Raw genomic sequence first — 23426 nt, 5'->3', positions numbered from 1 at the left:
TGCCCGCCGGTCCCGCTAGAGTGGACGGGCCGGCCTCTGTAGCTCAATGGAAGAGCAGTTCCGTCCTAAGGAAAGGGTTGGGGGTTCGAGTCCCTCCAGGGGCACCAAGCCTCACGCGTCGCCGTGGTTGTCCGGTCCCATTCGGGCAGCGTCCCAGGCGAGTCCCGCGGCATCGATCCGCGCCATGTGGCGTTCCGCCCAGTCCCGTAGGGCGGCGATCGGCTCGGTGAGTGACTGGCCGAGCGCCGTGAGCCGGTAGTGGACCTTCGGCGGTGTGGTCGGTTCGACGCGTCGCTCGACCAACGAGTCGCGTTCGAGGCTCCTGAGCGTCTGCGCGAGCATCTTCTGCGAGATCCCGGGCATGCGACGCTTCAGCTCGGCAAAGCGGACCTCACCGGGATGCTCGTCGCCGAGCACCTTCACCGCCATGGACGTCCACTTGCCGCCGAGCCGGTCCAGGAGCTGCCGGGTCGGGCAGGCCGGATCGAAGAGGTCACCTCGACGCAGGGGCGAGCGGGCGGTCACCTGCTGGTGACCGTGTTTCGCCGAAGTGCCGTCTTTCCCGTGCATGGGCGGTCTCCTACCATCATGTGGTCACCAATGGTAACCACAGGGAGCGCCATGACCAGCAGCCCATCGACCGTCGAGACCCAGGTCGCGACGAACGGCACCCGACTCAACGTCGCGATCGTCGGTACCGGGTCTCCTGTGCTCCTGATGCACGGTTTCCCGCACACCTGGCGGGTCTGGAGCGACGTGATCCCCGTGCTGTCCCGATCGCACCGGGTCATCGCCCCCGACCTCCGCGGCCTCGGCGGGAGCGACCGCGAACGTGCGGGTTACGACGCTCGGAACCTGGCGGCCGACATGGCTGGGCTCCTCGACGCCATGGACGCGCCCACTGCGGCTGTCGTCGCGATCGATGCCGGCGCACCACCGGCGTTCATGCTCGCACTCGAACATCCGCACCGGGTGTCACGGCTCGTCCTGATGGAGTCGACCATCGGGCTGCTGCCCGGTGCCGAGGGGTTCTTCCGGAACGGTGCGCCGTGGTGGTTCGGGTTCCATGCGGTTCCCGGCCTCGCCGAGACCGTCATCGAAGGCCACGAAGCCGAGTACCTCGACTTCTTCCTCCGCGCCGGCACAGCGGATCAGTCGGGCGTGGCTGCGACCATCCGCGACGCATTCGTCCGCGCGTACAGCGGGCGGGAGGCGCTCCGCTGCGGGCTCGAGTACTACCGCGCGATGCCTCGGAATGCCGAGCAGATCGCCGAGGCGAGCCGTCGGCTGCGGTTGCGCGTCCCGACGCTGGCCATCGGCGCACAGGTGGTCGGCGACGCCACCGCGCGGCAGCTGCAGTCGATCACGGACCACCTCGGAAGCGTCTCGATCCCGACGAGCGGGCACATCGTTCCCCTGGACAGGCCGCGCGAGCTCCTCGATCAGCTCGTGCCGTTCCTCGGTGGCACACCCGCTGGGACCTGACGCCTGTCGGTCGGCCGCCGTTCACGCCGTGTTGCTATACCGGTGGGAGCCGCGCACCCGATCCCGCGCCGGCAGAGGAGGACGCCGTGCTGGATGCCGCCCCCATCGGGGACCTGCGCGAGTACATCGAGGACCTGCGGACCCGCGGGTACACGGTCGACAACGCCCACACGCCCGACCCGGAGCTGATCGATCCGCAGGGCAACCCGATCTACACATGGAAAGAGGACTACCCGTACGACGAGCGGATGAGCCGCGACGAGTACGAGTTCGAGAAGTACCGCCTGCAGGTCGAGCTGCTGAAGTTCCAGTACTGGCTCGAGGACAACGGCCGCCGCGCGATCATCCTCTTCGAGGGCCGGGACGCGGCCGGCAAGGGCGGCACGATCAAGCGGTTCACCGAGCACCTCAACCCCAGGACGTCCCGCGTCGTCGCGCTGTCGAAGCCGACCGAGCGCGAGCAGGGCCAGTGGTACTTCCAGCGCTACGTCGAGTACCTGCCGAGCGCCGGGGAGATCGTGATGTTCGACCGCTCCTGGTACAACCGCGCCGGGGTCGAGCGTGTGATGGGCTACTGCTCGGACGAGGAGTACGAGACGTTCATGGCGCAGGCGCCGTCGTTCGAGCGGATGCTCGTCGACTCGGGCATCCACGTCACGAAGTTCTGGTTCTCGGTGACCCGGAAGGAGCAGCGCACCCGGTTCGCCATCCGGCAGCTGGACCCGGTTCGCCGGTGGAAGCTCTCGCCGAACGACGTCGCGTCGCTCCGCGTGTGGGACGACTACACGGCGGCGAAGGAAGAGATGTTCCGCCGCACCGACAAGCGGTACGCGCCGTGGACGATCGTCCGGTCGAACGACAAGAAGCGTGCCCGCGTGAACGCGATGCGGTACTTCCTCGCGCAGTTCGACTACGAGGACAAGGACCCGTCGGTCGCGCTACCGCCCGATCCGCTGCTGGTGATGCGCGGCAAGGCGCTCCAGATGGAGGAGTGAGCAGCAGACGGACGGGAGGCTCGTGGCGGCGCCGCCACGAGCCTCCCGTCCGTCACCTGGCTCAGCGGGTCGGCACCACCACGGCGCGGCCACGCACCTTGCCGGCGTGCAGGCGGTCGTACGCCTCCGTCGCCTGGTCCATCGAGTACTCCTCGACGTGGATGGAGATCGCGCCCTTCTTGGCGAGCTCGATGACCTCCATGAGCTCGGTGCGGGACCCCCAGTTGATCGCCCGCGCGTTGACGTCGAGCGGCACGGTGGTCTGCCCGACCGGGACGGCGCCCGTCGCGACACCGACGACGACGATGTCCCCGGCGACGCGGATCATGCCCGCGGCGAGGTCGGCGGTCGGCTGGATGCCCACGAAGTCGAACACGACGTCGGCACCGAGGCCGCGCGTGATGCCCTTGACGCTCTCGATCGCGTCGGGGTTCGACAGGAAGGTGTGGTCGGCGCCGACCGACTCGGCGAACGACAGCTTGTCGTCGTCGACGTCGAGCACCACGACGGTCGACTGGGTCAGCGCCTTGAGGAGCTGGATCGCGACGTGACCGAGCCCACCGGAGCCGATGACGACGGCGGTGGTGCCGGGGGTCAGACGGGGGAGCGCGGACTTCACGGCGCGGTACGGGGTGAGCGCCGCGTCGGTCAGCGAGACGTTCGCGACCGGGTCGAGATCGCCGATCGGCACGAGGTGGCGGGCGTCGTCGACGATCATGTACTCGGCCATGCCGCCGTCGCTGAAGATCCCGGGTGCGCGCATGCCGTGCTCGCAGTTCTGCTCCTCGCCCGATGCGCACGCGTAGCAGCGGCCGCAGCCCCACGGCCCGTAGACCAGGACGGACTCGCCGACCTCGACGCCGTGCACGCCCTCGCCGATCGCCTCGACGACGCCGGCGACCTCGTGGCCGAGCGTCAGCGGGACGGGCTTGAACCAGTAGTCCTCGGCGGACGTGCCCATGATGAACTCGTCCGAGTGGCAGGCCCCGGCGGCGGTGACGCGGAGCAGGACCTCCGACGCGCCAGGGACGGGCTTCGGGATGTCGACGAGCTCCGGACGGGAGCCGATGGTGCGGTACTGGAGAGCCTTCATGGCGGCAGGATACGCCTGTTACACAACAGGTGTCGTCCACCCGTGCTGAACGCTCAGGTCGTGGCTGCGAGCGTTCACGCCGGGCGGTGGCAGGATGATCGCTGGCCGCTTCCCTGGCGACTGGATTGTGGAGAGATCGAGCGTGACGGACACCCACTCCGCGGCTCCTGTCGGCGAGGACGCCGCACATGGTCAGGACACCGCACCCGGCGACGACGCCGTCACCGGACACGGCGGCCCCAAGGGCATGACGGCCCTGGCGCTCGCCGCGCTCGGGGTCGTCTTCGGCGACATCGGAACCAGCCCGCTGTACTCGCTGCGGACCGTGTTCACGATCGACGGCGGGATCGTGAAGCCGATCCCCGAGGACGTCTACGGCGTGATCTCGATGATGTTCTGGAGCATCACGATCATCGTGTCGATCAAGTACGTCCTCGTGCTCATGCGCGCGGACAACAACGGCGAGGGCGGCGTGATGGCGCTCGCCGCGCTGGCCCGTCGCCTGTACGCCAAGCGCCGCGGCGGCTCGACGATCTTCCTCATCGTGGGGATCGTCGGGGTCTCGCTCTTCTACGGGGACTCCGTGATCACCCCGGCGGTCTCCGTGCTGTCCGCGGTCGAGGGCCTCGGCACCGCGGCGCCGGCGGTCGGGCACCTCATCGTGCCGATCGCGGCGGTCATCCTCGTGATCCTGTTCTTCGTGCAGCGGTTCGGTACCGGCAAGGTCGGGACGCTGTTCGGTCCGGTGATGTTGCTCTGGTTCGTCGTGATCGCGGTGGCCGGCCTCCCGATGATCGTCCAGCACCCCGGCGTGCTGCAGGGGCTGTCCCCGACGTGGGCGATCGCGTTCGTCTTCGCGCACCCGTTCATCTCGTTCGTCGCGATGGGCGCCGTCGTCCTGGTGATCACCGGTGCCGAGGCCCTCTACGCGGACATGGGGCACTTCGGCCGGGTGCCGATCCGCCGCGCGTGGTTCTTCGTGGTGTTCCCCGCGCTGGTCCTCAACTACCTCGGCCAGGCGGCGCTCGTGCTCGAGCACCCGGAGGCGACGAAGGACCCGTTCTTCCTGCTCTTCCCGAACTGGGCGCAGCTCCCGGTCGTGGTGCTCGCGACGGCCGCGACGGTCATCGCCAGTCAGGCGGTCATCTCCGGGGCGTTCTCGCTCACCCGGCAGGCGGTGCAGCTCGGCCTGCTGCCGCCGCTGACGATCCGCCAGACCTCGAAGGAGGAGGGCGGTCAGATCTACCTGCCGGCGGTGAACCTGCTGCTCTTCATCGGCGTGATGGCGATCATGCTCGCGTTCCGGTCGTCGGCGAGCCTGGCGACGGCCTACGGGGTCTCGGTGACCGGGGCGCTCGTCACGGACACGCTCCTGCTGCTCCTCGTGGTGAAGCCGCTCTGGCACTGGGCGACGTGGAAGCTCGTCGTCGCCGCGGTCGTGTTCGGCGGACTGGAGCTGACGTTCCTCGCCGGCAACCTGTCGAAGGTGATCCACGGCGGGTGGGTGCCGCTCCTCATCGCCCTCGCGGTGATCACGGTCATGACGACGTGGCGCCGGGGCCGGCAGCTCGTGCAGCAGGAGCGGCAGGAGCGCGAGGGATCCCTCGACGAGTTCATCGAGAAGATCAACACGAAGCACGTGCCGCGCGTCCGGGGCGTCGCGGTCTTCCCACACCCGAACAAGGACACGACGCCGCTGGCGCTCCGTGCGAACGTCGAGCACAACCACGTGGTGCACAAGCACGTCATCATCGTCTCCGTCATCACGGCGAACGTGCCGCACGTCCCGCACGCGAAGGCCTTCGTCCGCGACGACCTCGGCTACACCGACGACGGCATCGAGCACATCACCGTGAAGTTCGGGTTCTCCGACGACCAGGACCTGCCGCACGCCCTGCACGCGGCGTGCTTGTCCGAGGTGCTCGACCTCGACCCGGACGACATGGCCGAGGCGTCGTACTTCATCTCCCGCGGTGCACTGCGGCCGATGCGTGGCAACCGGGGCATGGTGTCCTGGCGGAAGAAGCTCTTCGTCGGGCTCGCCCACAACGCGGCGGACCCGGCAGCCCGCTTCGGGCTCCCGCCGCAGCGCACCGTGACGATGGGCAGCGACGTGGAGATCTGACGCGGGACGGCCTGCTCGGGCCGTCCTGCTCGGGCTGTCCTGCTCAGGCCGTCCGCGACGCCGCGAACGTCTCCGCAGCACTGACCGCGTTCCGCACCGCACGGGCGACGTCCGGCGACGTCGAGGCGGCTGGCCACGCGATCACGGTCGTCGCGAGCGCGGCGTCGAGCACCGGGACCGCGACGTGCTCCGGCCACTGCAGGGTGCGGCTCGACCGCGGGATGACGATGACGGTCCGGCCGAGGGCGACGAGCTGCGCGAGCTGGGCCTGCGAGCGGACCTCCGGACCCGGGCCGTCCGGGTAGGTGCCGTCGACGCGGGGCCACCGGGCGGCGGGCAGGTCCGGCAGGTCGCGCAGGTCGGCGGTGGAGAGCGCTGGCCGTGACGCCAGCGGGTGTGTCCTCGGCAGGATCGCGACCTGCTGCTCGGTCCGCAGGTCCTCGGCGTCGAAGCCGGTCAGGTCGTCGTACGTCCGGTGCATGAGCGCGATGTCCGCCGTGCCGTCGCGGAGGAACGCCGCCTGCTCGTGGACTTCGCCGAACACGACCTCGATCGGCAGGGCGTCCGGGTCCGCGTCCTGCACGTCGAGGAACGCCTGCAGGAGCTCGTGGTCGGCGCCCGCCTTGACCGCGAGCACGAGGCGGCGCGTCCGGCGTCCCGCCCGCTGGGCTCGCCGGCCGGCGGCGGCCACGGCCGCCAGCGCTGGTCCGGCATCGCCGAACAGGACCGTGCCGGCGGCCGTCAACGTGACGCCGCGGGGGTTCCGCTCGAAGAGCTCAGTCCCGATCCGCTGTTCGAGCTGCCGGATGGCGCGGGACAGCGGCGGCTGGGACATGCCGAGGCGCGCGGCGGCACGGCCGAAGTGCAGCTCCTCGGCCACGGTCACGAAGTACCGGAGTTCGCGCGTCTCGAGATCGTCCACGCCACGGAGCCTACGTCGCCCGATACCCGCCGGGCATCAGCAGACACCCAACGGGTCTTGGACGGGTGCGTGGGTGCGGACCGAGGATCGGAGCATGACAACAGCAACGACCGCCCTGGTCACCGGGGCGAACAAGGGGATCGGCTTCGCGATCGCGGAATCGCTCGGGAGGCTCGGCCTGCGTGTCGTCGTCGGCGCACGGAACGAGACGGCCGGCTCGGACGCCGCGGCCCGGTTGGCCGCCGAGGGGATCGACGCGACGAGCGTGCGGATCGACGTCACGAGCGACGAGAGCGTCGCGGCTGCGGCACGCGAGCTCGAGGAACGGTTCGGCACGCTCGACGTGCTCGTCAACAACGCGGGGATCTCGGGGCCGTTCGACCCCGTCACGTGGGGGCAGGACCCGACGACGATGGACCTCGACGACCTCCGGACCGTCGTCGACACGAACGTGTACGGCGTGATCCGGGTGACGAACGCGATGCTGCCGATGCTCCGTCGATCGGAGCACCCGAGGATCGTGAACACGTCGAGCAGCATGGGCTCGCTCGAGCGGCAGCCGGGTCCGGTGATGGGCGTGTACTCGTCGTCGAAGACGTTCCTCAACGGCATCACGGTGCAGTACGCGCGGGCGTTCGAGGACACCCCGGTCATCGTGAACGCCGCGTGCCCAGGGCTCGTCGCGACCGACTTCAACGGGTTCGCCGGCGACCGGACGCCCGAGCAGGGTGCCGCGACGGCCGTCCGGCTCGCGACCCTGCCGGACGACGGTCCCCGTGGCGGGTTCTTCGACGACGGCGGTGTCGTCCCCTGGTGACGCGCTAGTCCGCCGTCGGGCGGTGCAGGGTGGCGACCGAGTCGTGCAGCGGCTCCGTCGCCCACCGTGCGCCGAACGTCCGCTCCCCGGGGTCCAGCCGCAGCCACAGCAGGTGTGGGGTGTCGACGAACCGCACGGCGACCAGCACACGTCCGTCGTCGTCGGTGGCGGCGCTCGCCGCGGTCGAACCGTCGACGGCCCAATCGCCCTCGCCGAGGACGGCGTGCACGGCGGAGCCGTCCTGGTGCAGCGTGACCACCCACCGCTCGCCGTCCTGCTCGAGCACCACCGACTCCAGGCCGGGGACCCCGGAACGGGACGCGCGTGCGTACGTGCCACGAGCCTCCAGACCGAGCCGTCCGCCGCGCACCGGAGGCAACGCGAGCGCGGACAGGTCGACGGTGGCCGCCGAGCCGTCGCGGTCGATCGCGGGAAGTAGGTGCTCCCAGACCGCGTCGAGGACCGCCTGCATGTCGCTGCTCTGACCGGTCATCGCGACGACGACGTCGTGCTCCGGCAGCACGACGCAGAACTGGCCGTACGCGCCGTCGCCGCGGAAGCCGTGCCGGGCCATCCAGAACTGGTAGCCGTAGCCCTGGCTCCAGTCCGGGTTCTCCTCGTCCGGGTTGGCGACCTGTGTTCGGGTCGCCGCCTCGACCCAGTCCTCGTCGAGGATCCGCTCGCCGTCCCACACGCCGCGCTGCAGGTACAGCTGACCGAGCTTCGCGATCGACTCCGTCGTCGCGTAGCAGCCGCTGAAGCCGAGCTCCTTGCCGTGCTCGTCGTGCTTCCAGGACACCTGCTCGATGCCGAGCGGGGCGAACAGACGCGGTCGCAGGTACTCCACGAGGGAGGTACCGCTCGCGCGGCGGACGATCTCTGCGAGCGTGTACGTGCAGGGCTGGTTGTAGGCGAAGACGGTGCCGGGGTCCTCGTCGGGCGGGAGCAGGAGGAAGCCGCGGATGATGTTCGTCGGGTCGATCGCACGAGCCCGGTCGAGGGTCTCCTCGCGGTGGCCGCTCGACATCGCCAGGATGTTCCGCAGCGTCATGGACCGGCTGCGGGCGTCGGTGACCTCGGCGTCCAGCTCGGGGAAGTGGCTGATCACGGTGCTGTCCAGGTCGAGGATGCCCTCGCGGCTCGCGATGCCGACGGCCGCCGCGGTGAAGCTCTTGCTCAGGGAGTACAGCAGGTGCGGCCGGTCGGCGGAGTACGGGGTCCACCACCCCTCGGCGGCGACCTGTCCGTGCCGCAGCACCATGAGGCTGTGCGGCTCGACGTCGGGCGCTGCCTCCAGCGCACGGACGAGGGCGTCGATGCCGGAGGCGTCGATGCCGAGGGTGGACGGGGTGCTGCGCGGGAACGTCGTCGTCACGACCCTGAGCGTATCCACCGACACCCTGACATCATCGGGGGAGCGTTCGACCGCCGATCGCGCCGCACGTCAGCGACGTCACCGACAAGGACCACCATGCCCCTCTTCCGATCGTCAGCACCCGAGCCCGTCGAAGCGGTGGCCGGCCCCAGGAAGGCGTGGTCGGACTCGTTCGGCCGGCTCGCGACGCGCTGCCTGCAAGCGATCATCGTGCTCGTCATCGTCGCCGGGATCGTCTTCGCCGCGAGCACGCTCAGCGTCGTCACGATCCCGGTGCTGATCGCGCTCATCATCGCGTCGGCGATGCACCCCGTCGTGTCCTGGCTCCGGAAGCACCGGGTGCCGTCGGTCCTCGCGACGCTGGCGGTGCTCCTCGGGGTGCTCGTCGTGCTCGGGCTCCTCGGCTGGCTCATCGTCGTCGCCGTCGAGAACCAGTGGTCCGACCTGCAGGACTCCGCCGTGGACGGCTTCAAGCAGCTGCAGGGGTGGGTGACGTCGCTGCCGATCTCGATCTCGGACTCGCAGATCCAGGACGCCACGAAGACCGTCACCGACTTCATCACCAGCGCCCAGTTCGGCTCCGGAGCGCTCGCCGGGGCGTCCGCGACCGCGAACTTCCTCACCGGGCTCGTCCTGATGATCGTCGTGCTCTTCTTCTTCCTGAAGGACGGCCCGCGCATCTGGGAGTTCCTGCTCCGTCCGTTCTCCGGGTCCGGCTACGCGCGCGCCCGTCGCGTCGGGGACCGTGTCGTGTCGACGCTCGGCGGCTACGTCCGCGGGACGGCGGCCGTGGCGGCCGTCGACGCCATCGGCATCGGGGTCGGCATCGCGATCGTCGGCGTCCCGCTCGCGCTGCCCCTGGCGGTCGTCGTCTTCATCACCGCCTTCATCCCGATCGTCGGTGCCACCGCTGCCGGGATCCTCGCCGCGCTCGTCGCCCTGGTCGCGCTCGGGCCGGTGCAGGCCCTCGTCGTGGTCGGCATCGTGGTCCTCGTGAACCAGCTCGAGGGCAACTTCCTGCAGCCGGTGCTGATGGGCCGGACGCTCAAGCTGCACGGCCTCGTGATCCTGGTCGGCCTGACCGCCGGGACCGTGCTCGCCGGCATCACCGGCGCCGTGATGTCCGTGCCGCTCCTCGCCGCGGCGTGGGGCGCCGTGCAGGTCTGGGACGGCCCGGACCAGCCCGCTCGGATGTGGCGGCAGAAGCGGCCGGAGGACGTGGCCGTGAAGGCGCGCGCCCAACGGTGAATACTGGGCACGTGCGTGAACTCCAAGCCGCCATCGCCGCGGCCCTCGACGTCCAGCCGACCATCGACCCGGCCGAGGAGGTGTCGCGTCGCGTCGGCTTCCTGCGCGACTACCTGACGACGACCGGCGCGAAGGGCCTCGTCCTCGCGATCAGCGGCGGGCAGGACTCGACCCTCGCCGGTCGTCTGTGCCAGCTCGCGGTCGAGTCGCTCCGCGCCGAGGGGCACGACGTGTCCTTCACCACGGTGCGCATGCCGTACCGCGTGCAGGCGGACGAGGACGACGCCCAGCTCGCGCTGCAGTTCATCGCCGCGGAACCGGGCATCACCGTGAACATCGAGCACGGTGTCGACGGGGTCGTCCAGGACACGACCGGCGCCGGCGTCGAGCTCAGCGACTTCGTGAAGGGCAACGTGAAGGCCCGGATGCGCATGGTGGCCCAGTACGCGGTCGCCGGGCAGCGCGGGCTCATCGTCGTCGGGACCGACCACGCGGCAGAGGCCGTGACCGGCTTCTTCACGAAGTACGGCGACGGCGGCGTCGACATCACGCCGCTGACCGGGCTGACGAAGAGCCAGGGGCGGCAGCTCCTCGAGCACCTCGGCGCCCCGGCCCGGCTGTACGAGAAGGCGCCGACCGCCGACCTGCTCGACGACCTCCCCGGACAGACGGACGAGGCGAACCTGGGCATGAGCTACGCCGAGATCGACGCGTACCTGCAGGGGCACGACGTCCCGGTCGAGGTCGCCGAGGCGATCGAGGCCCGGTACCGCGCCACCGAGCACAAGCGCCAGGTCCCCGCGACCCCCTTCGACACCTGGTGGCGCGGCTAGCGGGCGCTCGCCGCGGGTGCTCTGGCGGGCCCTTTCCCGCGTAGGAGGTCGAAACGCGCGTAGGTGGTCGGTTTTTCCGACCTCCTACGCGCGTTTTCGCTTCCCATCGCGGGCGTTGTGGGTGGGAAACGTCAGCCGGCGAGTGCGGTGTAGCGCTCGGTGATCGGCGCGCCGAGCGATGCGCGCACGGTCCGGGTCAGCTCGTCCGCCAGGACCTCGTGCTCGCCGGACTCCACGCCGTCGAACACCGCCGTGACGACGTCCTCCGGCGTGTTCTTCGGGGCGTCGACGCCGTCCGTCATCGGGGTGTCGGTGTACCCGAGGTAGGCGCCCACGACCTGCACGCCGTCGCTCGCGAGTTCGAGCCGTGTGGAGTCGGTCGCGGACCAGAGTCCGGCCTTCGAGACGCCGTACGCGCCGCTGCCGGCGAGCCAGCTGAGGATCGACGCGACGTTCACGACCGTGCCGTGCGCCGCGCGGAGCAGGGGTGCGAAGGCGCGCGTGACGAGGAGCGGGCCGATCAGGTTCGTCTCGATCTGCGCGCGGATGTCGTCGATCGGGCCGTCGACCAGGCCGCCCGTGCGCAGCAGACCGGCGTTGTTCACGACCACCGTGACGTCGCTCGCCTCGGCAGCGGCGCGGGAGACCGAGGCCTCGTCCGCCACGTCGAGCACCAGGGGGACGATGCGTGCGTCCTCCCAGTCGCGGGGGCGTCGCGCTGCGGCGTACACCTTCGTCGCACCGCGCTCGAGCGCCTGCCGCACGAACTCCGTGCCGAGTCCGCCGTTCGCGCCGGTGACGAGGACGATCTGTCCGTTGAGTCCGGTCATGGGAGGTTCCTTCCGTCGGGGCACCGGTCGGCGCCGCTGTGAAGGTGATCAATATGACCGGTCGTCTTATTCCCGGGATGAGAAGATCGACCCATGCCCCGAGCCAGTCTCCGCGACGCGATCGTCGACGCCGCGGTCGTCGAGTTCCACCAGCACGGCTACGCGGGGACCGGCGTCGCCGCCATCACGGGCGCTGCGGGGGCACCGAAGGGCTCGTTCTACAACCACTTCCGATCGAAGGCCGACCTCGCGATCGTGGCGGCCGACCGTTTCGCAGCGGCGTCGCCGATCGGGATGCTCGTCGACGACTCGGTGCCGCGCGCCGTCGACCGGATCACCGGCTACTTCGACGCGATGCTCGAGCGGCTGGCCGGGATCGAGTTCCGGTACGGGTGCCTGCTCGGGAACCTCGCGATCGACACCGCGACGGACGAGCCCGACGTCGCGGCGCACGTCGACGGGGTCTTCGACGAGTGGGTCGCGCAGCTCGCGACGGCGGTGCGGCTGGCGCAGGAGCAAGGGGACGTGCCGCGGTCGCTGGATGCCGAGCTCGTCGGTGCGCAGCTCGTCGACCTCTGGGAGGGGGCGGCGCTCCGCGCCAAGGCACGACGTGACGGTGCGCGCACCCGGCTGGTGGTGACGGACGGGGTCCGACGGCTGCTCGGCCGCTGACCGAGCGGACCCCGCCGGGCCCGCGCCGGACGCGCGCCGGTCTGCTCAGGCGGGGACGCTGGTGTGCCGGTACGCGGCGGCCGGGTGCGACGCGGGGAGCCGAGCCGGGCCTCCCGTCACGCGCTCGCGCAGCGTCTCGCCGTCCGTGTAGCGCTCGGGGAGGCGACCGCGCTCGCGCAGCAGCGGCGTGACGTACGTGCCGAAGTCGCGCACCGTGTCGAACGAGTGGTACTGGCGCAGGTTGATCCCGTCGATGCCGTCGTCGTCGAGCCACCCCTCGATCTGCTCGGTGACCGCTTCTGGCACGCCGGCCGCCCAGAAGGCACCGTTCCACGCCTCGTTCACACGGTCGATGAGTTCCCCGACCGTGGCGTCGAGCGCGACCCGGCCGACGAGTCGTTCGCCGCCCTCGACGCCCTCGGCCTCGAGGGCGTCGCGGACCGTGCGGCTCCGCGGGTGCGACAGGGCGTCGAAGGGGACGCTGCCGTGGATGAGCGGGCCCTCCTCGCTCGCGAAGGCCCTGTACTGGGCGACCTTGTCCTCGACCTCGCGCTGGGTCGGTGCCGTGATGACCGCTGCCTGCGTGACGAACTTGACGTCCCCGCGGTCGCGACCGGCGCCCTGCGCAGCATTGCGGACGGCGTCGGCGGTCCGCTGCACGCCGTGCCCGCCGGTGAACACGACCTCGGCGTGCTTGCCGGCGCGGGCGATCCCGGCGGGGGAGCCCGTCGCCAGGAACAGCGTCGGGGTGCGCTGCAGCGAGGGTTCGGACAGGTGCGGGCCGGCGACGCTGAAGTGCTCGCCGACGTGGTCGATCGGGTGCACCTTGTCCGGGTCCGTGTAGATGCCGTTCTCCGCGTCACGGACGACGGCGCCGTCCTCCCACGAGCCCTCCCAGAGCTGGTAGAGGACCTCGAGGTACTCGTCGGCGATCTCGTACCGGGTGTCGTGCGGGATCTCCGTGGCGAGCCCGAAGTTCCGGGCGGCGTTCGGCAGGTAGCTCGTCACGACGTTCCAGCCGACGCGGCCGTTCGTCAGGTGGTCGAGCGTCGACATCCGCCGGGCGAAGGCGAAGGGCGGCTCGTAGCTCGTGGAGAACGTGATCCCGAAGCCGATGTGGTCCGTCACGGCGGCCATCGCGGGGACGACGAGCATGGGGTCGTTGTTCGGGATCTGCAGACCCTCGCGGAGTGCGGGCGCAGCGGAGCCGCCGTACACGTCGTAGGCGCCGAGGACGTCCGCGATGAAGATCGCGTCGAACTGGCCGGCCTCTGCGGTGCGTGCGAGCTCGGTCCAGTACCGGATGTCGTTGTAGCGGTGCCGGTTGTTGCCCGGGATGCGCCAGAGGCCGTGCGTGATGTGTCCGACGCAGTTCATCTCGAACACGTTGAGCAGGAGTCGCTTCGGCATGGGCGCAACGCTACGGAAGGGCCCGCGATGACTGCTCGTTCGTGACCCCGTGTTTCGGGCCCGGTTGGTCAGCGGTCGTCGCGGTGGCGGCCGTCCTGTCGACGGTCGTCGGCGTCGCTCCGCTCGGCGTCCACACGGCCGCCACGGTCCCCGTGCTCGTCCCGGTCGTACTCGGCGTGGGCGTCGCGTTCGGTCTGGTCGTCCTGCTCGGCGCGTGCGGCCGCCTCGTCGGTGCCGTCTCGCTCGACCCGGCGGTCCTGCTCCGCGGTCATGCGCTGCTGCCAGACGACCGCGCGGGCGGCGCCCGAGAGGACGTCGTCCACCGAGCGGTCGGTCTGTGCGGCGAGTGCTCCGCTGAGGCCCGCGGCGATGGTGCCGCCCGCGGAGGCGAGGCGCTGGACGACCTCCTCCTGACGTTCCGTCAAGGGCTCGTCGACCAGGTCGTCCACGGTCTCGCGGATGTTGTCCTCGCTCGCGTCCAAGGCGGCTTCGTCACCGGAGTGCAGCGCTGCTGCCTCGCCGACAACGACGAGTCCCAGGCGTGCGGCGTCGTCCTCCGGACGATCGCTTCCGTTCTCGTCGTTCATCGGTGCGACGGTACGCGCGTGCCCGACGTGTCTCCTGGGTCCTCGAGGTACCCCGATCGGTGCTGCCTCGTCACCGGCTCCGCGATTCTGGCACGACCGCGCAGCGGGGTGCGCGTTCCGGTCAGTGCCCCCGACGCAGGAACCACCGTGCGGCGGCGATGCCCTCCGCCCGCTGGAACGCGCGGATGGTCGGCATGTTCGGCGGCGCGGGACGACCGGCCTTCTCGAAGAACATCCCGGCGAGTCCGGCGAGGACCGCGTCGACCGCCTCCGGTGTCGCGCGCTCGAACACGGGATGCGTCGCCAGGTGGTGTTCGACGTCGACGTCGTCGCCCCGCACCACGGCGTCGAGCAGGTACGTGAGCGGGTCGAGCCAGTGCGCGCCGATCCCCGCCCACGGCCAGTCGACCACCCACACGATGCCGTCGGCGTCGACGAGCAGGTTGTCCGCACGGCAGTCGAGGTGGACGAGGTGCTCGCCGTCGACCGCCGCGGCACCGGCACGTGCGACCTCGGCGAAGCGGGCGGCGTGGGCGGCGACGTCGGAGGGGACCACGGGGTCGCCGGCCGCCGTCGTGGCGTCGAGCCCGGTCGCCAGCATCCGGTCCCACGCCGCGAACTCCTCGGCGAGGTCCGGTGCGGCGCGTGGCAGGTCGGCGAGCGGGCCGGCCGCGACGGGCAGGGTGTCGAGCGCGTCGAGCACGGCGGTGACGTCGGCGCTGCCGGGGTGTGCACCGTCCACGTCGTCCAGCACCAGGGCGATCCAGTCGTCGTCGTGCACCGAGGCGCGCAGCGTGCCGAGCAGACGGGGCGCCTGCACGCTCGGCGGGATGTGCGCCATCACCGTTGCCTCACGCTCGTGGAAGCCGTACCCGTCCGGGTTCGTCCTGCGCGACAACGTCTTCACGAACGCCCGCCGACCCGAGTCGGTCGCCACCCGGTCGGCCCCGCCGGGGGAGTACCCACCGGCCTGCGACTCGGCCGAGACCACCCGCCCCCCGAGCAGTTCCTCGACGTGCTCCCGCAACGTCGCCGGTACGTCGGTCCAGCTTGTCCGCCCCATGGCCGTCGACGCTACCTGAAGGTGTGTTCACCAAACGTGCGCAATGGGAAAGTTTGCATTGGCCGCAAACGTGCTGCTGGTGTAAAGTTGCAGCGTCTGCAAGGTTGACCCGCCGCGCAAGCCCCGGCGTCCCTCGCGACCACCACGCACCGACGCGCACCGATCCGCCATCAGCACTCCAGAAGGACCCCCATGTCAACTGCCACCGCACCCGTCGAGGTGCAGCGCGGGCGATCATCAGCACCGGCGAGCACGCCGGGCAAGCCGATCATGACGCACCGCCAGATCCTCCTCGTCATCTACGGCCTCATGGCCGGGATGTTCCTGTCCTCGCTCGACCAGACGATCGTCGGCACGGCGATCCGCACCATCGGCGACGACCTGCACGGACTCGACCAGCAGGCCTGGGTGACGACCGCGTACCTCATCGCGAGCACGATCACCACGCCGATCTACGGCAAGCTCTCCGACGTATTCGGCCGTCGCCCGCTCTACATCTTCGGCATCGCGGTCTTCATCCTCGGATCGCTGCTGTCGACCATGTCGACGTCGATGATCATGCTCGCCGCCTTCCGTGCCTTCCAGGGCATCGGCGCCGGTGCGCTGATGTCGCTGCCGCTGGCGATCATGGGCGACATCCTCGCCCCGCGGGAGCGCGCGAAGTACCAGGGCTACTTCCTCGCCGTCTTCGGCATCTCCTCGGTCATCGGCCCGCTCATCGGTGGGCTCTTCGCCGGTGCGTCGAGCATCCTCGGTGTCACCGGATGGCGCTGGGTGTTCCTGATCAACGTCCCGATCGGCGTCGGCGCGCTGCTCATGGTCATCGCGTTCCTGCACCTCCCGAAGTTCGGTGACGCCAAGGCGAAGCCGCGCATCGACTGGTGGGGCGCCACTTCGGTCATCGTGACGCTCGTCCCGCTGCTCCTCGTGGCCGAACAGGGCCGCACCTGGGGCTGGGGCTCTGCAGGCGCGATCGCCTGCTACGTGACCGGTGCCGTGGGCCTCGTCGCCTTCCTGGTGATCGAGACGCTCATGAAGGACGACGCGATCATCCCGCTGAAGCTCTTCCGCTCCGGCGTGTTCTCGATGGCGACCATCCTCGGCTTCCTCGTGGGCTTCGCGATGTTCGGCGCCATGCTGACCATCCCGCTGTACCTGCAGATCGTGACCGGGCTGACCCCGACCGAGTCGGGCTTCGCCACGCTGCCGATGATCGGTGGCCTGATGATCGCGTCGATCGCCTCCGGCCAGATCGTCGCCCGCACGGGCAAGTACCGCCAGTTCCCGGTCATCGGGACCGCGCTGGTCTCGATCGGCTACGTCGTGCTGACGTTCATGACGATCGACAAGCCGCTCTGGTTCCTGATGATCGGCATGTTCCTCATCGGGCTCGGCCTCGGTCAGCTCATGCAGAGCATCACGCTCGCCTCGCAGAACTCGGTCCAGCCGCGCGACATGGGTGTGGCGACGAGCTCGGCGACGTTCTTCCGCCAGATCGGCGGCACGCTCGGCACCGCGGTGCTCCTGAGCGTCCTGTTCTCGATCATGCCGGCGAACATCGTGCACGCCACGGCCGACAAGCAGAACCTGACCGGTGCGCTCGACGCCGCGCTCAACCCGACCGTCGCGTCGGCGAAGGCGAACCAGGGCGTCATGGACCAGATCTGGAACCCGATCGTCACCCCGATCAAGCAGCAGGTCGCCTCCGGGTTGACCGATGCGACGAGCACTGCGAAGCAGGCCGCCGACCAGGCCGTCACGCAGCAGGTGACCGCTGCCGTCCAGCAGCAGGTCGCAGCGGGCGCCGTCCCGGCCGCCGCGGCGCAGGGCATCATCGACCAGCGGGTCGCCGCCGCACTGCCCCAGGCGGAGAGCCAGGCGCTCGCCGCTGCCGCCGACAAGGCGCACGCCACGGTCGAGAACGGCGCGCTGGTCGTGGACTGGTCCGACAATGCCGAGCGCACGTACTGGGTCGACCAGGTCGTCCCGGGCGTCGTGCAGCAGATGGACAAGGCCTCGTCGTCCTCGAGCAGCAGCAGCTCCGACACCAGCGACACGTCCTACCTCAACGGTGCGGCGCCGGCGCTGACGCGGCCGTTCATGACCGGGTTCAACACGTCGGCCGTGACCGTCTACTGGGTCGGGTTCGCCGTGATCCTGCTGGCGTTCGTCCTCAGCTGGTTCTTCAAGGCGCCGCCGCTCCGCAAGAGCTCGGCCCTGCAGGAGCAGGCGGACGCCGACAACACCGCCGACGACCTCGAGGCCCAGGCCGTCGAGGCTGCGAACACGATGGGCTCGCCGACGGCGCCGTCCACCGGTTCGATCCCCGTCCAGGGTCCGCGTTCGGCGAACTAGGCACCATCGGGGCCTCCCGCAGCACTGCGGGAGGCCCCGACCCGCATCAGGAGTACCCGTGAGCACCACCGAAGCGCCCGCCACGGACGCCACCGTTCCCGACGACGACCACTGCGGCCTCCGGGAGCGCAAGAAGCAACGCACCCGACAGTCCATGCACGAAGCCGCGCTCGCCCTCGTCACCGACCGCGGACTCGCCGGCGTCACCGTCGAGGAGATCTGCGCCGAGGCCGGCGTCTCCACGCGCACATTCTTCAACTACTTCTCCTCGAAGGGCCACGCCGCCCTCGGGCTGCCGGGCACGGCGATCCCGGACCACGCGCGCGCGGCGTTCCTCGCCTCGGACGGGCAGCTCGTCCACGACCTCTGCGCCCTCGTCGCCCACACGGTCGACCTGCCGGAGGACCGCTCGCGGATGAAGGCGCTCGTCCAGGCCCGCCCCGAGATGGTCCCGACGATGCTGCAGTGGATGGCCGACGCGCGGCTCGCGGTGTACGAGGTCGCGTGCGAGCGCACCGACACGGACACCGCCCGCACGGCCACGACCCTCGTGATGGCCGCGGTCATCGAGACCGCGCACCGCGTGACCGTCGGCTCGCGGGACGAGCTCACCGCGCGGGTCCGTGGCGTCGTCGCCGAGATGGGGCGGCTCGCCGCGTCCTGACGGTCGCCCTGGGCGACCACCCGCCGGACGGGAGGCTCGTGGCGGCGCCGCCACGAGCCTCCCGTCCGTCGTCTGGTGGCGTCTGTCGTCTGGTGCCGTCCGTGGTTCCGCAACTCGCCGCCCGCGCCGCATCGAGGTTCCAGGACTCGCGGTGGGAGCGCGTCGAGATGCCGTGATCACGGCATCGCGACCGGGGCCGCGGGGCGGGGACGAGGGCGGGCGGACGGCAGTCATCGGGTGGTTGCGGGGGAGATCGCGCCTGAACGTGACGAAAAAGACGCTTGACGCGGTAGACATCGGATGTTTTGATTGCCTCGTTCGGTCGACGGCGACCGGACGGGCAGGAGACACGATGAGCCGCATCACCGGTCTGCGCGTGCGCGACATCCGGTTCCCGACCTCTCGGGAACACGACGGGTCCGACGCCATGAATCCGGCGCCCGACTACTCCGCCGCGACCGTCGAGATCACCACCGACGCACTCGACGGGCTGTCGGGATCCGCCTTCGTCTTCACCATCGGCCGCGGCAACGAGGTCCAGGAAGCCGCCATCGCCGCACTCCACGGACACGTCGTCGGTCGTGATGCCGAGGCACTCCTGGCGGACATGGGCGGCACCTGGCGCGAACTCGTGCACGACTCGCAGCTCCGCTGGCTCGGCCCGGAGAAGGGCGTCATGCACATGGCGATCGGCGCCGTCGTGAACGCGCTCTGGGACCTCCGGGCGAAGCGCGCAGGGGAGCCGCTGTGGGCGCACCTCGCCGGCCTCGCGCCGGAGGAGCTCGTCGACCTGGTGGACTTCCGCTACCTCACCGATGCGATCACCCCCGCCGAGGCGCTTGCGATGCTCCGCGAGGCCGAGCCGCTCCGCGCGGGCCGTCGAGCGAGGCTCGAAGCGCAGGGCTACCCGGCGTACACGACCACGCCCGGCTGGCTCGGCTACGACGACGACAAGCTCGCCCGCCTGTGCCGGGAGGCCGTCGACGAGGGCTTCACGCAGATCAAGCTCAAGGTCGGCGGGGACGTCGACGAGGACGTCCGCCGGATGGGGATCGCCCGCGCCGTCGTCGGTCCCGACATCCGGATCGCCGTCGACGCGAACCAGCGGTGGGACGTCGACGAGGCGGTGGCCTGGATCGATCGACTCCGACCGTTCGACATCGCCTGGGTCGAGGAGCCGACGAGCCCCGACGACGTCCTCGCCCACGCCGAGATCGCCCGCCGCATCGCCCCGATCCCGGTCGCGACGGGGGAGCACATGGCGAACCGGGTCATCGCGAAGCAGCTCATCCAGGCCGAGGCGATGCGCGTGCTGCAGATCGACGCCACCCGCGTGGCCGGGGTCAACGAGAACCTCGCGATCCTGCTCCTCGCCGCCAAGCACGGCGTCCGGGTCTGCCCGCACGCCGGCGGGGTCGGGCTCTGCGAGGCCGTGCAGCACCTCTCGATGTTCGACGCGGTGGCGCTCTCCGGCGACCTCGACACCCGCTGCATCGAGTACGTCGACCACCTGCACGAGCACTTCGTCATCCCGGTCGACGTGCACGACGGCCGCTACTGGCCCCCCACCGCTCCCGGAGCCGGCACCGAGATGCTCGGCGACTCCCTCGACACGTACGAGTTCCCCGACGGCCCGGTCTGGGCCGTCGACTCCCCACGCGACGCGGTCCGCGTCGCCTGACCACACCCCCTCACCCGATCACCACGACGAAGTGGAGACTCCGATGCAACGACGACGCATCATCGCCGGGCTCGCGGCGGCAGCAGCCGCGGCCCTCGTGCTCAGCGGCTGCTCCTCCGGCAGCAGTGCCGGCGAGGGCCAGTCGAAGGACGCCCTGACCTGGTCCATGTGGATCGCCGGGAAGGAGGACAAGGCCGCCTGGCAGAAGGTCGCCGACACCGTGAAGAGCGAGGACGGCATCACCCTGACGATCCAGGGCGCACCGTTCGAGAACTACTTCACGAAGCTCAGCACGCAGTTGAGCGCCGGGAGCGCCCAGTGCGTCGTGAGCATGCAGTCGCTCCGCGCGGCGAACTACACCGAGTCGCTGTTGCCGCTCGACGACCTCGCCAAGAAGGACGGCACCGACCTGTCCGCGTTCGACAGCACCGCGCTCGACGGCATGAAGGTGGACGGCAAGCTCTACGGGCTGCCGTACGACACCGGGCCCATCATGATGTTCTACAACCGGGACCTCTTCAAGCAGGCCGGTGTGACCGAGCCGCAGCCCGGCTGGACCGTCGACGACTTCGAGGCGGCCGGAGCGGCGCTCAAGGCGAAGGGCATCACCGAGTACGGCTCGACCGTGGCCGACCTCAACCTGGAGTCGATGGTCTACGGCTACAACGGCGGCCGGGTGATCACCTCCGGCGGCAAGCTCGACGCGTCGAACGCGAAGTTCGCGGACGGCCTCGACTGGATGGCCAGCCTGGTGAAGAAGGGCTACGCGACGCAGGCGTCGTCCGACTCGTCGACACCCGGCAACGACTTCGCCGCGGGCAAGGTCGCGATGTACACCGACGGTCCGTGGTCGCTGATCAGCCAGAAGGCCAAGGTGAAGTTCGACCTCGGCGTCACGACGCTCCCCGCCGGGACGTCCGGCCCGTCGACGTTCGCGGCCGGATCCGGCTTCGGGGTCTCGAAGCAGTGCAAGTACCCGGAGCAGGCGTTCAAGGCCGTGCAGACGATGACCAGTGAGAAGGTGTTGACCTCGCTCGCCGAGCAGGGACGCGCGTTCCCCGGTCGGACCGCTGCTCAGGACGCCTGGTACTCCAGCGCCGGCATCGAGGGCGCCGAGCCCGCCCTCAAGGCAGCGCTCGCGAAGTCGTCGCCGCTGCTCGGCAACAAGCAGAGCGACCAGCTGTCCCAGCTGTTCACGCAGTACGCGCTCCAGGCGGTGAACGGGCAGACCTCCGGCAAGGAGACCATGTCCTCGATCGCCGGCCAGCTCGGCACCCAGTGACCGGCTGACGGACTGGAGGCCGTGCTCGCGACGCGATCCGAGCCTCCAGTCCGTCCCATCCCACCCCCAGGACCGCGCGAACGACGAGGAGGTCGTCGCATGACCACCATCCAGGACCCACCGGCCGCCGCGGCCGTCCCGGCGGTCGCGACCGCCGTGGCGGCCGGCACGGCCACGCCGAACCGGCAGGGCGGCGACCCCGGCCCGGTCGGGCGCCGCACCTGGTGGGGTGCTGCGTTCGCCGCACCGCACTCCATCGGCCTCGTCGTGTTCACGGCGTTCCCGATCATCGCGTCGCTCGTCGTGAGCTTCATGAACTGGCCGACGCTCGGTGCGCGGTCGTTCGCCGGCATCGAGAACTACGCGCGGCTCTTCGGCGACCCGGTGTTCCGCACGGTCACCCTCAACACGGCGCTGTTCGTGGTGCTGTACGTCCCGCTCAACCTCGTCGTGTCGCTCGGGCTCGCCGCCTGGCTGACGCCGAGGATCGCTGGCCGACACGTCTTCCGGGTGCTGTTCTTCATCCCGACCATCACGCCGATCGTCGCGAACGTCGTGGTGTGGCGGATGCTGTACCAGCCGGGTGGGGCGATCGACGCGACGCTGCAGTCCACCGTCGGGGTGCACGCGCCGAACTTCCTCGCCGACGAGCACTGGGCGATGCTCGCGATCGTCGCGATGAGCGTGTGGCAGGGCTTCGGCTACAACATGCTGATCTTCTCGGCGGCGCTCGACGCGGTGCCGGAGAACCAGATCGAGGCCTCACAGCTCGACGGGGCGAACGCCTGGCAGACCTTCTGGGCGATCAAGTTCCCGCTCATCTCGCCGTCGGTGTTCTTCGCGACGATGATGACGCTGATCACCTCGTTCCAGGTGTTCGTGCAGCCGTTCGTCCTCACGAAGGGCGGGCCGGGCACCGCGACCGAGACCCTCGTGCAGTACATCTACAACACGGGCTTCCAGAACCAGCAGCTCGGTCTGGCATCGGCCGGCGCGTGGGTGCTGTTCGTCATCATCCTCGGGATCACGGCCGTCCAGTTCCTCGGGCAGAAGCGGTGGGTGCACTATGAGTGAAGCGGTCCGGGGCGGCCTCGCCACCACGTCGAACCGGGCGGTCAACCCCCGAGCCGTCGCCAGGACGAAGACCGCACCGCGGCCGGGCCGGGTGCGGCACGCCATCGGCTATGCCCTGCTCTGCCTCGTCGCGCTGCTGTTCGTCTCGCCGCTCGTGTACATGGTCGCGACGAGCCTGAAACCCGCCGATCAGGTGTTCACCACCCCGCCGACGCTCTGGGGGCGGTCGCTCGAGTGGAGCAACTACGTCCAGGCGTTCACCTACCTGCCGTTCGCGCGGTTCATCCTCAACGGGGTGTTCGTCGCGGCGGTCGGTACCGCGATCAACGTCGCCGTGGCGGTGCTCTCGGGGTACGCGTTCTCACGACTGCGCTGGCGCGGGCGGAACACCGTGTTCATGCTGTTCCTCGTCACGCTGATGATCCCGCAGGACGTCCTCGTCATCCCGATGTACGTGATGATGCAGGGCTTCGGGTGGGTCGACACGTTCCAGGCGCTGATCATCCCGTGGGCGTTCACCGCGCTCGGCGCCTTCCTCATCCGGCAGTTCTTCCTCACCGTGCCGCAGGAGCTCGACGACGCCGCACGGGTGGACGGCGCCGGACCCGTCCGGACCTTCTTCTCGGTGATGATGCCGCTCGCACGCCCGACGATGGCGGTCCTCGCGGTGTTCTCGTTCATCTCGTACTGGAACTCGTTCCTGTGGCCGCTCGTCGTCGTGAACGACGTGGAGGCCCACGGCACCATCCCGCTCGGTCTGCAGCAGTTCTTCGGGCAGCAGGGCTCCGAGTGGAACCTCGTGATGGCCGCGTCGGTCATCTCGATGCTGCCGACCGTCATCCTGCTCGTCCTGCTCCAGAAGCACCTCGTCAAGGGCATCGTCACCTCCGGCCTCGGCGGCCGGTGACGTGCTGC

At 70.2% G+C, this 23426-nt stretch carries 21 protein-coding genes and 1 tRNA gene; 14 read left to right on the top strand and 8 right to left on the bottom strand.

Annotated elements, in window-relative coordinates; all coding sequences use genetic code 11:
* Window positions 1–32 precede the first annotated feature (32 nt).
* Window positions 33–107, top strand: a tRNA-Arg gene (locus ACO0E1_RS16000).
* Between the two features lie 4 nt (window positions 108–111).
* Here ACO0E1_RS16000 and ACO0E1_RS15995 read toward each other — a convergent pair.
* The gene (locus ACO0E1_RS15995) at window positions 112–570 is read right to left on the bottom strand and encodes a winged helix-turn-helix transcriptional regulator (RefSeq protein ID WP_422875078.1); all 459 of its coding nucleotides are present in this window, start codon (window positions 568–570) and stop codon (window positions 112–114) included.
* A 51-nt stretch (window positions 571–621) separates the two neighbouring features.
* On the opposite strand from ACO0E1_RS15995, the gene ACO0E1_RS15990 reads away from it, so the two are divergent.
* The gene (locus tag ACO0E1_RS15990) at window positions 622–1485 is read left to right on the top strand and encodes an alpha/beta fold hydrolase (protein ID WP_422875077.1); all 864 of its coding nucleotides are present in this window, start codon (window positions 622–624) and stop codon (window positions 1483–1485) included.
* Between the two features lie 89 nt (window positions 1486–1574).
* Window positions 1575–2480: a polyphosphate kinase 2 gene (gene ppk2 / locus ACO0E1_RS15985; RefSeq protein WP_422875119.1), complete on the top strand. Its 906-nt coding sequence runs from the start codon at window positions 1575–1577 to the stop codon at window positions 2478–2480.
* Between the two features lie 61 nt (window positions 2481–2541).
* Here the strand turns inward: ppk2 and ACO0E1_RS15980 are convergent, their stop codons facing one another.
* Window positions 2542–3573 (bottom strand): NAD(P)-dependent alcohol dehydrogenase, encoded by a 1032-nt coding sequence (locus ACO0E1_RS15980; protein ID WP_422875076.1) that lies wholly within the window; start codon window positions 3571–3573, stop codon window positions 2542–2544.
* Window positions 3574–3715: 142 nt separating this feature from the next.
* Here ACO0E1_RS15980 and ACO0E1_RS15975 point away from each other — a divergent pair, with 142 nt between their 5' ends.
* Window positions 3716–5698: a potassium transporter Kup gene (locus ACO0E1_RS15975; protein WP_422875075.1), complete on the top strand. Its 1983-nt coding sequence runs from the start codon at window positions 3716–3718 to the stop codon at window positions 5696–5698.
* Between the two features lie 43 nt (window positions 5699–5741).
* Here ACO0E1_RS15975 and ACO0E1_RS15970 read toward each other — a convergent pair whose 3' ends face one another.
* Window positions 5742–6620, bottom strand: a complete 879-nt coding sequence (locus tag ACO0E1_RS15970; RefSeq protein WP_422875074.1) for a LysR family transcriptional regulator — start codon at window positions 6618–6620, stop codon at window positions 5742–5744.
* 94 nt (window positions 6621–6714) lie between these two features.
* Here ACO0E1_RS15970 and ACO0E1_RS15965 point away from each other — a divergent pair, with 94 nt between their 5' ends.
* Window positions 6715–7437: an SDR family oxidoreductase gene (locus ACO0E1_RS15965; protein WP_422875073.1), complete on the top strand. Its 723-nt coding sequence runs from the start codon at window positions 6715–6717 to the stop codon at window positions 7435–7437.
* Window positions 7438–7441: 4 nt separating this feature from the next.
* Here ACO0E1_RS15965 and ACO0E1_RS15960 read toward each other — a convergent pair whose 3' ends face one another.
* A complete protein-coding gene (locus ACO0E1_RS15960; RefSeq protein WP_422875072.1) occupies window positions 7442–8812 on the bottom strand; it encodes a serine hydrolase domain-containing protein in 1371 nt (456 codons plus the stop codon).
* A gap of 96 nt (window positions 8813–8908) precedes the next feature.
* Here ACO0E1_RS15960 and ACO0E1_RS15955 point away from each other — a divergent pair, with 96 nt between their 5' ends.
* Both ACO0E1_RS15955 and nadE read left to right on the top strand, forming a co-directional pair.
* Window positions 8909–10060 carry an AI-2E family transporter gene (locus ACO0E1_RS15955; RefSeq protein ID WP_422875071.1) on the top strand — a complete coding sequence of 384 codons (1152 nt, stop codon included), beginning with the start codon at window positions 8909–8911 and terminating at the stop codon, window positions 10058–10060.
* An 11-nt stretch (window positions 10061–10071) separates the two neighbouring features.
* Window positions 10072–10893 (top strand): ammonia-dependent NAD(+) synthetase, encoded by an 822-nt coding sequence (nadE, locus tag ACO0E1_RS15950; RefSeq protein ID WP_422875070.1) that lies wholly within the window; start codon window positions 10072–10074, stop codon window positions 10891–10893.
* A 131-nt stretch (window positions 10894–11024) separates the two neighbouring features.
* Here nadE and ACO0E1_RS15945 read toward each other — a convergent pair whose 3' ends face one another.
* Window positions 11025–11723, bottom strand: coding sequence for an SDR family oxidoreductase (locus tag ACO0E1_RS15945; RefSeq protein ID WP_422875069.1), 699 nt, complete (start codon window positions 11721–11723; stop codon window positions 11025–11027).
* Between the two features lie 93 nt (window positions 11724–11816).
* Between ACO0E1_RS15945 and ACO0E1_RS15940 the strand changes: the two genes are divergently transcribed.
* Entirely contained in the window at window positions 11817–12395 is a 579-nt protein-coding gene (locus tag ACO0E1_RS15940; protein ID WP_422875068.1) for a TetR/AcrR family transcriptional regulator, read from the top strand.
* A 45-nt stretch (window positions 12396–12440) separates the two neighbouring features.
* On the opposite strand, the gene ACO0E1_RS15935 is transcribed toward ACO0E1_RS15940, so the two are convergent.
* The 3 genes from ACO0E1_RS15935 to ACO0E1_RS15925 all read right to left on the bottom strand — a co-directional run bounded on the left by ACO0E1_RS15935 (window position 12441) and on the right by ACO0E1_RS15925 (window position 15455).
* Window positions 12441–13805 (bottom strand): NtaA/DmoA family FMN-dependent monooxygenase, encoded by a 1365-nt coding sequence (locus ACO0E1_RS15935; protein WP_422875067.1) that lies wholly within the window; start codon window positions 13803–13805, stop codon window positions 12441–12443.
* A gap of 68 nt (window positions 13806–13873) precedes the next feature.
* Entirely contained in the window at window positions 13874–14392 is a 519-nt protein-coding gene (locus ACO0E1_RS15930) for a hypothetical protein (RefSeq protein ID WP_422875066.1), read from the bottom strand.
* 121 nt (window positions 14393–14513) lie between these two features.
* Window positions 14514–15455 (bottom strand): phosphotransferase, encoded by a 942-nt coding sequence (locus ACO0E1_RS15925; protein WP_422875065.1) that lies wholly within the window; start codon window positions 15453–15455, stop codon window positions 14514–14516.
* 192 nt (window positions 15456–15647) lie between these two features.
* On the opposite strand from ACO0E1_RS15925, the gene ACO0E1_RS15920 reads away from it, so the two are divergent.
* The 6 genes from ACO0E1_RS15920 (at window position 15648) to ACO0E1_RS15895 (ending at window position 23418) form a co-directional block, all read left to right on the top strand.
* Complete coding sequence (locus tag ACO0E1_RS15920) at window positions 15648–17810, top strand: MDR family MFS transporter (protein WP_422875064.1); 2163 nt, start codon at window positions 15648–15650, stop codon at window positions 17808–17810.
* 58 nt (window positions 17811–17868) lie between these two features.
* Window positions 17869–18474, top strand: coding sequence for a TetR/AcrR family transcriptional regulator (locus tag ACO0E1_RS15915; protein ID WP_422875063.1), 606 nt, complete (start codon window positions 17869–17871; stop codon window positions 18472–18474).
* Window positions 18475–18826: 352 nt separating this feature from the next.
* Window positions 18827–20155 (top strand): enolase C-terminal domain-like protein, encoded by a 1329-nt coding sequence (locus ACO0E1_RS15910; protein WP_422875062.1) that lies wholly within the window; start codon window positions 18827–18829, stop codon window positions 20153–20155.
* 43 nt (window positions 20156–20198) lie between these two features.
* Window positions 20199–21437, top strand: coding sequence for an ABC transporter substrate-binding protein (locus tag ACO0E1_RS15905; RefSeq protein ID WP_422875061.1), 1239 nt, complete (start codon window positions 20199–20201; stop codon window positions 21435–21437).
* Between the two features lie 99 nt (window positions 21438–21536).
* A complete protein-coding gene (locus ACO0E1_RS15900; protein WP_422875060.1) occupies window positions 21537–22511 on the top strand; it encodes a carbohydrate ABC transporter permease in 975 nt (324 codons plus the stop codon).
* Window positions 22504–23418, top strand: coding sequence for a carbohydrate ABC transporter permease (locus ACO0E1_RS15895; RefSeq protein WP_422875059.1), 915 nt, complete (start codon window positions 22504–22506; stop codon window positions 23416–23418). The genes ACO0E1_RS15900 and ACO0E1_RS15895 overlap by 8 nt, the downstream gene beginning before the upstream one ends.
* The last annotated feature ends 8 nt before the right edge of the window (window positions 23419–23426 follow it).

The organism is Curtobacterium guangdongense (assembly GCF_049341845.1).
In the GTDB taxonomy this organism is placed as follows: domain Bacteria; phylum Actinomycetota; class Actinomycetes; order Actinomycetales; family Microbacteriaceae; genus Curtobacterium; species Curtobacterium guangdongense.
Note: the sequence above shows the minus strand (reverse complement) of the source record. Positions and strands in the feature narration are given on the sequence as shown.

What these genes read in the sequence shown, in the direction of transcription:
- ACO0E1_RS15945 (WP_422875069.1), bottom strand. Translation starts at nt 11,723, where the DNA reads ATGACCGGACTCAACGGACAGATCGTCCTCGTCACCGGCGCGAACGGC.
- ACO0E1_RS15990 (WP_422875077.1), top strand. Translation starts at nt 622, where the DNA reads ATGACCAGCAGCCCATCGACCGTCGAGACCCAGGTCGCGACGAACGGC.
- ACO0E1_RS15935 (WP_422875067.1), bottom strand. Translation starts at nt 13,805, where the DNA reads ATGCCGAAGCGACTCCTGCTCAACGTGTTCGAGATGAACTGCGTCGGA.
- ACO0E1_RS15895 (WP_422875059.1), top strand. Translation starts at nt 22,504, where the DNA reads ATGAGTGAAGCGGTCCGGGGCGGCCTCGCCACCACGTCGAACCGGGCG.
- ACO0E1_RS15940 (WP_422875068.1), top strand. Translation starts at nt 11,817, where the DNA reads ATGCCCCGAGCCAGTCTCCGCGACGCGATCGTCGACGCCGCGGTCGTC.
- ACO0E1_RS15965 (WP_422875073.1), top strand. Translation starts at nt 6,715, where the DNA reads ATGACAACAGCAACGACCGCCCTGGTCACCGGGGCGAACAAGGGGATC.
- ACO0E1_RS15900 (WP_422875060.1), top strand. Translation starts at nt 21,537, where the DNA reads ATGACCACCATCCAGGACCCACCGGCCGCCGCGGCCGTCCCGGCGGTC.
- ACO0E1_RS15925 (WP_422875065.1), bottom strand. Translation starts at nt 15,455, where the DNA reads ATGGGGCGGACAAGCTGGACCGACGTACCGGCGACGTTGCGGGAGCAC.
- ACO0E1_RS15930 (WP_422875066.1), bottom strand. Translation starts at nt 14,392, where the DNA reads ATGAACGACGAGAACGGAAGCGATCGTCCGGAGGACGACGCCGCACGC.
- ACO0E1_RS15905 (WP_422875061.1), top strand. Translation starts at nt 20,199, where the DNA reads ATGCAACGACGACGCATCATCGCCGGGCTCGCGGCGGCAGCAGCCGCG.
- ACO0E1_RS15955 (WP_422875071.1), top strand. Translation starts at nt 8,909, where the DNA reads ATGCCCCTCTTCCGATCGTCAGCACCCGAGCCCGTCGAAGCGGTGGCC.
- ACO0E1_RS15920 (WP_422875064.1), top strand. Translation starts at nt 15,648, where the DNA reads ATGTCAACTGCCACCGCACCCGTCGAGGTGCAGCGCGGGCGATCATCA.
- ACO0E1_RS15980 (WP_422875076.1), bottom strand. Translation starts at nt 3,573, where the DNA reads ATGAAGGCTCTCCAGTACCGCACCATCGGCTCCCGTCCGGAGCTCGTC.
- ACO0E1_RS15995 (WP_422875078.1), bottom strand. Translation starts at nt 570, where the DNA reads ATGCACGGGAAAGACGGCACTTCGGCGAAACACGGTCACCAGCAGGTG.
- ACO0E1_RS15910 (WP_422875062.1), top strand. Translation starts at nt 18,827, where the DNA reads ATGAGCCGCATCACCGGTCTGCGCGTGCGCGACATCCGGTTCCCGACC.